Origin of the sequence: Stenotrophomonas rhizophila (assembly GCF_020857975.1) — a bacterium.
GTDB lineage: Bacteria > Pseudomonadota > Gammaproteobacteria > Xanthomonadales > Xanthomonadaceae > Stenotrophomonas > Stenotrophomonas rhizophila_C.
The window spans coordinates 24101-32486 of sequence record NZ_JACWUO010000027.1; the positions used below are offsets into that span (position 1 = coordinate 24101).

An 8386-nucleotide genomic window follows, 5' to 3' on the forward strand; every position below is an offset into this window, starting at 1 on the left:
CGGCCGGTCTCAGGGATTGAGACCAGGGGCTGGCAATGTGCGCGATTGCCCCCAAATCCCAAGCTCGGTAGGCTGACCGATTGCCGTCTCCGCTTGCCCCACCCGCTTGCCGGCCCTCCGGGCCAAAGCCTTACAACGGATCCCCCATGGCGATGGATTTCATCCGCATCCGCGGCGCGCGGACGCACAACCTCAAGAACATCGATCTCGACCTGCCCCGCGACAAGCTGATCGTGATCACCGGCCTGTCCGGCTCGGGCAAGTCTTCGCTGGCGTTCGACACCATCTACGCCGAAGGCCAGCGCCGCTACGTGGAATCGCTGTCGGCCTACGCCCGGCAGTTCCTGAGCGTGATGGAAAAGCCGGACCTGGACCATATCGAGGGCCTGTCCCCGGCGATCTCGATCGAGCAGAAATCGACCTCGCACAACCCGCGCTCGACCGTGGGCACCATCACCGAGATCTACGACTACCTGCGCCTGCTGTATGCCCGCGTCGGCAGCCCGCGCTGCCCCGACCACGGCTACCCGCTGGAAGCGCAGACGGTCAGCCAGATGGTCGACCACGTGCTGGCCCTGGATCCGGAGCAGCGCTACATGCTGCTGGCCCCGGTGATCCGCGAGCGCAAGGGCGAGCACGCCCAGGTCTTCGACCAGCTGCGCGCGCAGGGCTATGTGCGCGTGCGCGTGGACGGCCAGCTGCATGAAATCGACGCGGTGCCGCCACTGGCGCTGCGCCAGAAGCACACCATCGAGGCGGTGATCGACCGTTTCCGTCCGCGCGAGGACATCAAGCAGCGCCTGGCCGAGAGCTTTGAAACCGCGCTGAAGCTGGGCGACGGCATGGTCTCGGTGCAGTCGCTGGACGCCGCGCAGGACAGCGCAAGTGCCGCGGGAGGCAGGATGCCGGGAGCGGCCGTGGAGGACGCGCCGGCCCACCTGTTCTCGTCCAAGTACAGCTGCCCGGTCTGCGACTACTCGCTGCCCGAGCTGGAACCGCGCCTGTTCTCGTTCAACTCGCCGGTCGGCGCCTGCCCGGGCTGCGACGGCCTGGGCATGGCCGAGTTCTTCGACCCCTCGCGGGTGGTGGTGCACCCGGAGCTGTCGCTGTCGGCCGGCGCGGTGCGCGGCTGGGACCGGCGCAACGCCTACTACTTCCAGCTGATCGCCTCGCTGGCCAAGCACTACAAGTTCGACACCGACGCGCCGTGGCAGAGCCTGCCCGAGGACGTGCGCCAAGCCGTGCTGTACGGCAGCGGCGAAGAGACCATCACCTTCACCTACTTCACCGAGGCCGGCGGCCGCACCCAGCGCAAGCACCGCTTCGAGGGCATCATTCCCAACCTGGAGCGCCGCTACAAGGAGACCGAATCCTCGGCGGTGCGCGAGGAACTGGCCAAGTACATCAGCGAACGCGACTGCCCGCAGTGCCACGGCCAGCGCCTGAACAAGGCCGCGCGCAACGTGTTCGTGGCCGACCGCGCCCTGCCCGAACTGGTGGTGCTGCCGATCGATGAAGCGCTGAAGTTCTTCAGCAGCATGAGCCTGCCCGGCTGGCGCGGCGAGATCGCCGGCAAGATCGTCAAGGAGATCGGCGAGCGGCTGGGCTTCCTGGTCGATGTGGGCCTGGACTACCTCACCCTGGAGCGCAAGGCCGACACCCTGTCCGGTGGCGAGGCCCAGCGCATCCGCCTGGCCAGCCAGATCGGCGCCGGCCTGGTCGGGGTGATGTACGTGCTCGATGAACCCTCGATCGGCCTGCACCAGCGCGACAACGAGCGCCTGCTCGGCACCCTCACCCGCCTGCGCGACCTGGGCAATACGGTGATCGTGGTCGAGCACGACGAAGACGCCATCCGGCTGGCCGACTACGTGCTGGACATCGGCCCGGGCGCGGGCGTGCACGGCGGCGAAATCGTCGGCCAGGGCACCCTGCAGGACATCCTGGACGCGCCGCGTTCGCTGACCGGCCAGTACCTGTCGGGCAAGCGCGCCATCGAGATCCCGGCCCGCCGGCACAAGCCCAACCCGAAGATGACCCTGCACCTGCGCGGTGCCAGCGGCAACAACCTCAAGGGCGTGGACCTGGACATTCCCTCGGGCCTGCTGACCTGCATCACCGGCGTGTCCGGCTCGGGCAAGTCGACCCTGATCAACGACACCCTGTTCTCGCTGGCCGCCAACGAGATCAACGGCTCCTCGCACCCGGTCGCACCGTACAAGGAAGTGCAGGGGCTGGACCTGTTCGACAAGGTGGTGGACATCGACCAGTCGCCGATCGGCCGCACCCCGCGCTCCAATCCGGCTACCTACACCGGTCTGTTCACGCCGCTGCGCGAGCTGTACGCCCAGGTGCCCGAAGCGCGCGCGCGCGGCTATTCGCCGGGCCGCTTCAGCTTCAACGTGCGCGGCGGCCGCTGCGAAGCCTGCCAGGGCGATGGCCTGATCAAGGTGGAAATGCACTTCCTGCCGGACGTGTACGTACCCTGCGACGTCTGCCACGGCAAGCGCTACAACCGCGAGACGCTGGAGATCCTGTACAAGGGCTACAACATCAATGACGTGCTGCAGATGACCGTCGAAGATGCGCTGAAGCTGTTCGAGCCGGTGCCCTCCATTGCGCGCAAGCTGGAAACGCTGGTCGACGTGGGCCTGAGCTACATCAAGCTGGGCCAGAGCGCGACCACGCTGTCCGGCGGCGAGGCGCAGCGGGTGAAGCTGTCCAAGGAACTGTCGCGGCGCGATACCGGGCGCACCCTGTACATCCTGGATGAGCCGACCACCGGCCTGCACTTCCACGATATCGAGGCGCTGCTCGGCGTGCTGCACAAGCTGCGCGACGAAGGCAACACGGTGGTGGTGATCGAGCACAACCTGGACGTGATCAAGACCGCCGACTGGATCGTCGACCTCGGCCCGGAAGGCGGCCACCGCGGCGGCACCATCCTGGTCACCGGTACGCCCGAAGACGTGGCGGCCTGCCCGAGGTCGTACACCGGCCAGTTCCTGGCCAAGATGCTGCCGTCCACCGCCGCGCGCCCGGAACAACCGGCGGCCGTGGCCAACAAGCCCGACGCCCGGCCGCCGCGCAAGGCCAAGCCGGAGCCGAAGAAGGCCGCGCGCAAGACCGCCGCGACCCAAGCCCCCGCCAAGAGCAAGAAGAAGACCGCATGAGCAACGAGCACAAGATCCTCGCCCGCGTGCCGATCAGCGTGCGCTGGCGCGACATGGACAGCATGGGCCACGTCAACAACGCCAAGTACATTTCCTACCTGGAAGAAGCGCGCGTGCGCTGGATGCTGGGGGTGGAGGGCGTGTCGATGACCGACCGCATCGCGCCGGTGGTGGCCGCCACCAACGTCAACTACCGCCTGCCGATCGTATGGCCCAACGACATCGTGGTGGAGCTGTTCGTCGAACGCCTGGGCAACAGCAGCGTGACCATCGGCCACCGCATCGTGGACGAGAAGAACGACAGCACGCTGTATTCGGATGGCAACGTGGTGGTGGTATGGATGGACACCCAGACCGGCAAGAGCGCACCGCTGCCCGAAGCGATCCGCAGCGCGTCGAGCTGAGGGGGATGCCGGTCTACGGCCGGCCACCCCGTTTGCAATCGAGCGTCATGAGGTTGCCGGCCAGCGGCCGGCACTACCGTTTACGTGCAAAGGAATGACATGTTTCACCAGACCGATGTCCGCACCCTGCTGCCGGGCATGCTGCCCTTCCCCACCGACGTATTCGTCGATGACCAGCCTTGGCTGGCCGCGCACCTGCTGCCGCTGCTCAGTATCGACCTGGGTGTACTGCGTCCCGAACTGGCCGGCACCGTGGCCACGATGCTGTGCCCGATCGAGCCCTATGAGGGCTGCATCGGTGATGAAACCACCGAACACCACAACGCGTTCACCGGCAGCAACTGGATCGCGTTCGAGCTGACCGGCGACAATCGCATGCGTTTCCTCGGCAACGCCGGTTACTTTATCGGCGACCAGGTGGACGACACCGATGCGGTGGAGCACATCGCGGAAATGCGCGAAAGTTACGCCAAGGCACACGCCTACTTCCAGGCCCACGGCCGCCTGGCCAGCTACTCGCGTTATGGCGATGGCGAACCGGGCGAGCAGGCCTATCTGGATACCCTGGGCGGGCAGATTTCCGGTGGCAACTGGACCGAAACCGCAGAGATTCCGCCGGCGTTCGAGATCTCGCTGGATCCTTCGATGTACGACCGCGACCGGCCTGAGGATGCCGAGAACGTGCGCATCACCCGCGACGGCAAGCCGTTCTTCGCGGTCGCCGAAGTAGCCGGTTACAACTGGTGCGCCGCCGGCGCCGATGCCATCGTGATGCTGTACGAGCCGGACAGCCGCACCGTGCTGTTCTCCTACGACTGGACCTGACCGCGCAGCACGGTCCCCAGTAGGGTCGGTTCCAAAACGACTGCCGATACCGCCCATCGGCACGACGAACGCATGACCCGCACCGAAGCAGACGCACCTCGCCGGCCGAGGTCATGCCCACCATCGGCCGGGAAACACCACGTGCAGTCGTCCGCGGAGCGGCCCTACCAGACGCACCATCGCCGCATCCCTGGCAGGGTCGGTTCCCAAACGACTGCCGATACCGCCCATCGGTGCGACGAACGCATGACCCGCACCGAAGCAGACGCACCTCTCCGGCCGAGGTCATGCCACCACCGGCCGGCAAACACCACGTGCAGTCGTCCGCGGAGCGACCCTACCAGACGCTCCATCGCCGCATCCCTGGTAGGGTCGGTTCCCAAACGACTGCCGATACCACCCATCGCCGCGACGAACGCATGACCCGCACCGAAGCAGACACACCTCTCCGGCGAAGGTCATGCTCACCACCGGCCGGGAAGCACCACGTGCAGTCGTCCGGGGAGCGACCCTACCGTGCCGGGCCATTGCCCGGCTGCGTTCGCAACGACCAACGGTCGTTGCCTACCGGTAGGGAACCCCGGCAGGTGCCGACCGTTGGTCGGCACGCGAATTCAGGGCGCCACCTTGCGCACCTGCAACACCCCATCCACCTTGCGCCCGTCTTCCAGGCTGAGCCGCAGCGGCAGCGCGGCGCCTGCCTTCACGGCCACCTCCGGCTGCATCAGCATCAGGTGCAGGCCACCCGGTTTGAGCTCGACCGCGGCGCCCGCCGCAATCGGCAACCGCTCCACCGCGCGCATCCGGCTGACCCCGCCGACCAGCGTCGTTTCGTGCAACGACACATCGCCGAACGCTTTGCTGCCGGCGCCGACCACCACCACCGCGCTGCGGCAGTCATTGCGGATCTGCCCGTAGCCGGCCGCCATCGGCATGGCCCCCGGCGGCAGCCGTATCCAGCCGGCACGCAGGGTCACGCAAGCCGGCTCGGCCGCAGCGGCCGATGTTGCAAGCGCACACAGCCCCAACAATACGCACACGAATGGTTTGGCTATCATCGCCTCAGTTTCCCGTCCGCAACGAGATCGCAGCATGACGACGCTTATCGAGGTGATCAACCATGGCCCCATCCGCGAACTGCGGCTGGCGCGCCCGCCGGTCAATGCGCTGGATACCGAGCTGTGCCGTCATCTGATCCACGCGATCAACCAGGCCATGACCGATGACATGCACGGCATCGTGCTGTCGGGCAGCGCGCGCATCTTCAGCGCCGGCATGGACGTGCCGCACCTGCTCGGCCATGGCGAGGACAAGCACAAGCTGCTGGACAGCTGGCAGGCGTTCTTCGGCGCGGTGCGCACCCTGGCCGAGTGCCGGGTGCCGGTGGTGGCTGCGCTGACCGGGCACGCCCCGGCCGGCGGCTGCGTGCTGGCGCTGTGCTGCGATTACCGGATCCTGGCGCGCAGCCCGGACCCGGCCCAGCCGACCGTGATCGGCCTGAACGAGGTGCAGGTGGGGCTGGTCGCGCCGGAAGGCATCCAGCGGCTGATGCGTCGCGTGGTGGGCCACCACCGCGCCACCCAGCTGCTGGTGGGCGGGGAGATGGTGCCGGCCGAGCGCGCCCTGGGGATCGGCCTGGTCGACGAACTGGCCGACGCCGCCCAGGTGGTGCCGCAGGCGATCGCCTGGCTGCAGCGCCTGCTCACCCTGCCGCGCCAGCCGATGCTGCTGACCCGCGCGGTCGCCCGCGCCGACCTGCACGAGGCCCTGCACGCCGACCTGATCCAGCTCGACCGCTTCGTCGATGCCTGGTATGCCCCGGACGCCCAGCAGGCACTGCAGCAGCTGGCGGCCAGACTCGGCAAGGCCTGAAGCCCGGCAAACGCCAACGCCCGGTAGTGCCGGCCGCTGGCCGGCAACCAGGCACCTCCCGGTCCGGCACTGCATGGTTGCGCGCACATGGCTGGAATGAGCCCCCTGAGTCAGGGGGCGGCCGCGAAGCGGCGGGGGTTTGGAGGGCAATGAGAGGGGGCCCGCGGTTTGCAGAGCGAACCGTGGGGGCGGCAGCGCGAATGCGTTGCCGTCATGCGGCCAGCGGCCGGCACTACCTTATAATTCCGGTCCGCCCCCCTGCCGGTTGCCTCCCTTGTCCGACACGCACGAACCCGTCGTCTCCGAGCTGATCGACCTGCTCACGCTCGAGCGCCTGGAAGACAACCTGTTCCGCGGCCAGAGCCGTGATATCGGCACCAAGTACGTGTTCGGTGGGCAGGTGCTGGGCCAGGCCCTGTCCGCCGCCCAGAAGACGGTCGAGAACGGCCGCCACGTGCACTCGCTGCATGCCTATTTCCTGCGCGCCGGCAATATCGACCACCCGATCGTCTACGACGTGGACCGCACCCGCGATGGCGGCAGCTTCTCGGTGCGCCGGGTCACCGCGATCCAGCACGGCAAGGTGATTTTCTTCTGCGCGGCCTCGTTCCAGCAGGCCGAAAGCGGGGCCGAGCACCAGCACAAGATGCCCGAGGTGCCGCAGCCGGAAGACATCGAGCCCAACCGCCCGGTGCCGCCGGAAGTGCTGGAGCGGCTGCCGATCAAGGTGCAACGCTGGCTCTCGCGCGGCGGCCCGTTCGAGTTCCGCCACGTCTACCCGCGCGACGAACTCAACCCACCCAAGCGCCCGCCCTACCATCAGGTCTGGCTGCGCCTGAATGAACGCGTCGGCGACGCGCCCGAGCTGCACCAGGCCTTGCTGGCCTATGCCTCGGACTTCCATCTGCTCGGCACCGCCACCTTCCCGCACGGCATCAGCTACTACCAGCCGCACGTGCAGATGGCCTCGCTCGACCACGCCATCTGGTTCCACCGCCCGTTCCGCGCCGACGACTGGCTGCTGTACTCGCTGGACAGCCCCAGCGCGCAGGACGCGCGCGGCCTGGCCCGCGGCCAGTTCTTCACCCGGCAGGGCGTGCTGGTGGCCAGCACCGCGCAGGAAGGCCTGATCCGCGTGGTTCCCGACAGTGCCGCCGCGGCCGCCGTGCCGGCCAAGGACTGAGATGAGACAGATCTTCAACAGCCAGCGCGTGGAAACCGTGGAAGGCGTGGCCGAGCTGCTGCGCGATGCCGGCATCGAGGTGCGCATCACCAACGGCCGCTCCTACCACAGCAAGCGCGGCAGCCAGTTCAGCTACCTGGATACCAGCAAGGCCACCACCCATCCCACCCTGTGGGTAGTGCACGCCAATGACCAGCCGCGCGCACGCGAAATCCTGCGCGACGCGCGCCTGCTGGAAACCACCCGGCGCGATCACCCCACCGCCGAATTCGCCTTCCGCGAGCAGGCCGACGAGATCGCCCCGCGCCGCAACTGGGCCTGGCGGATCCGCATCGGCCTGCTGCTGGTGATCGCCGCGGTGGCGATGGTGGTGGTGCTGCGTCACCGCAGTGCCCCGACCGTGGCCCCGGCCCCGGCAGTACAACCGGCCACCACCTCCGCCCCGGCGCAGGCAACGCCGCCGGAACAGGAAGAAGTCCGGGTACGCATCCAGCCGGCACAGAAGCCGTAACGTCGCGCAGCGAACGGCATGCCGCAGGGGCCGGGCGCATGGGCGTGGACCGCCCTGGTAGGGTCGGTTCCCAAACGACTGCCGATACCGCCCATCGGCACGACGGACGCGTGCCCCCTACCGAAGCAAGACGCCCCTCCCCGGCCAGGGTCATGCCCGCCACCGGCCGGGAAGCACCACGTGCAGTCGTCCGGGGAGCGACCCTACCGAGCATTGCCCGGGGGCCGCTGGTAGGGTCGGTTCCCAAACGACTGCCGATACCGCCCATCGGCACGACGAACGCGTGCCCCTACCGAAGCAAGACGCACCTCCCCGGCCAGGGTCATGCCCACCACCGGCCCGGAAGCACCACGTGCAGTCGTCCGGGGAGCGACCCTACCGAGCATTGCCCGGGGGCCGCTGGTAGGGTCGGTTCCCA

The 8386-nt window shown here is 68.1% G+C and carries 7 protein-coding genes; 6 read left to right on the plus strand and 1 reads right to left on the minus strand.

Annotated elements, in window-relative coordinates:
- Positions 1 to 146: 146 nt before the first annotated feature.
- From uvrA to IC535_RS17740, 3 genes are all read left to right on the plus strand, one after another.
- Positions 147 to 3173, plus strand: a complete 3027-nt coding sequence (gene uvrA, locus IC535_RS17730) for an excinuclease ABC subunit UvrA (protein ID WP_228887591.1) — start codon at positions 147 to 149, stop codon at positions 3171 to 3173.
- Positions 3170 to 3577, plus strand: a complete 408-nt coding sequence (locus IC535_RS17735) for an acyl-CoA thioesterase (RefSeq protein WP_228887590.1) — start codon at positions 3170 to 3172, stop codon at positions 3575 to 3577. Before uvrA ends, IC535_RS17735 begins: the two co-directional genes overlap by 4 nt.
- A gap of 99 nt (positions 3578 to 3676) precedes the next feature.
- The gene (locus tag IC535_RS17740; protein WP_228887589.1) at positions 3677 to 4402 is read left to right on the plus strand and encodes an enolase; all 726 of its coding nucleotides are present in this window, start codon (positions 3677 to 3679) and stop codon (positions 4400 to 4402) included.
- Between the two features lie 614 nt (positions 4403 to 5016).
- Here the strand turns inward: IC535_RS17740 and IC535_RS17745 are convergent.
- Entirely contained in the window at positions 5017 to 5460 is a 444-nt protein-coding gene (locus tag IC535_RS17745) for a copper chaperone PCu(A)C (RefSeq protein ID WP_228887607.1), read from the minus strand.
- A 34-nt stretch (positions 5461 to 5494) separates the two neighbouring features.
- Between IC535_RS17745 and IC535_RS17750 the strand changes: the two genes are divergently transcribed.
- From IC535_RS17750 to IC535_RS17760, 3 genes are all read left to right on the plus strand, one after another.
- Positions 5495 to 6274, plus strand: coding sequence for an enoyl-CoA hydratase/isomerase family protein (locus IC535_RS17750; RefSeq protein WP_228887588.1), 780 nt, complete (start codon positions 5495 to 5497; stop codon positions 6272 to 6274).
- Between the two features lie 274 nt (positions 6275 to 6548).
- Positions 6549 to 7457, plus strand: a complete 909-nt coding sequence (gene tesB / locus IC535_RS17755) for an acyl-CoA thioesterase II (RefSeq protein WP_228887587.1) — start codon at positions 6549 to 6551, stop codon at positions 7455 to 7457.
- A gap of 1 nt (position 7458) precedes the next feature.
- A complete protein-coding gene (locus IC535_RS17760) occupies positions 7459 to 7968 on the plus strand; it encodes a DUF2007 domain-containing protein (RefSeq protein WP_228887586.1) in 510 nt (169 codons plus the stop codon).
- The last annotated feature ends 418 nt before the right edge of the window (positions 7969 to 8386 follow it).

Bases quoted from the DNA above. Each gene is read 5' to 3' on its own strand.
- uvrA (WP_228887591.1), top strand. From the start codon at position 147: ATGGCGATGGATTTCATCCGCATCCGCGGCGCGCGGACGCACAACCTC.
- IC535_RS17735 (WP_228887590.1), top strand. From the start codon at position 3,170: ATGAGCAACGAGCACAAGATCCTCGCCCGCGTGCCGATCAGCGTGCGC.
- IC535_RS17740 (WP_228887589.1), top strand. From the start codon at position 3,677: ATGTTTCACCAGACCGATGTCCGCACCCTGCTGCCGGGCATGCTGCCC.
- IC535_RS17750 (WP_228887588.1), top strand. From the start codon at position 5,495: ATGACGACGCTTATCGAGGTGATCAACCATGGCCCCATCCGCGAACTG.
- IC535_RS17760 (WP_228887586.1), top strand. From the start codon at position 7,459: ATGAGACAGATCTTCAACAGCCAGCGCGTGGAAACCGTGGAAGGCGTG.
- IC535_RS17745 (WP_228887607.1), bottom strand. From the start codon at position 5,460: ATGATAGCCAAACCATTCGTGTGCGTATTGTTGGGGCTGTGTGCGCTT.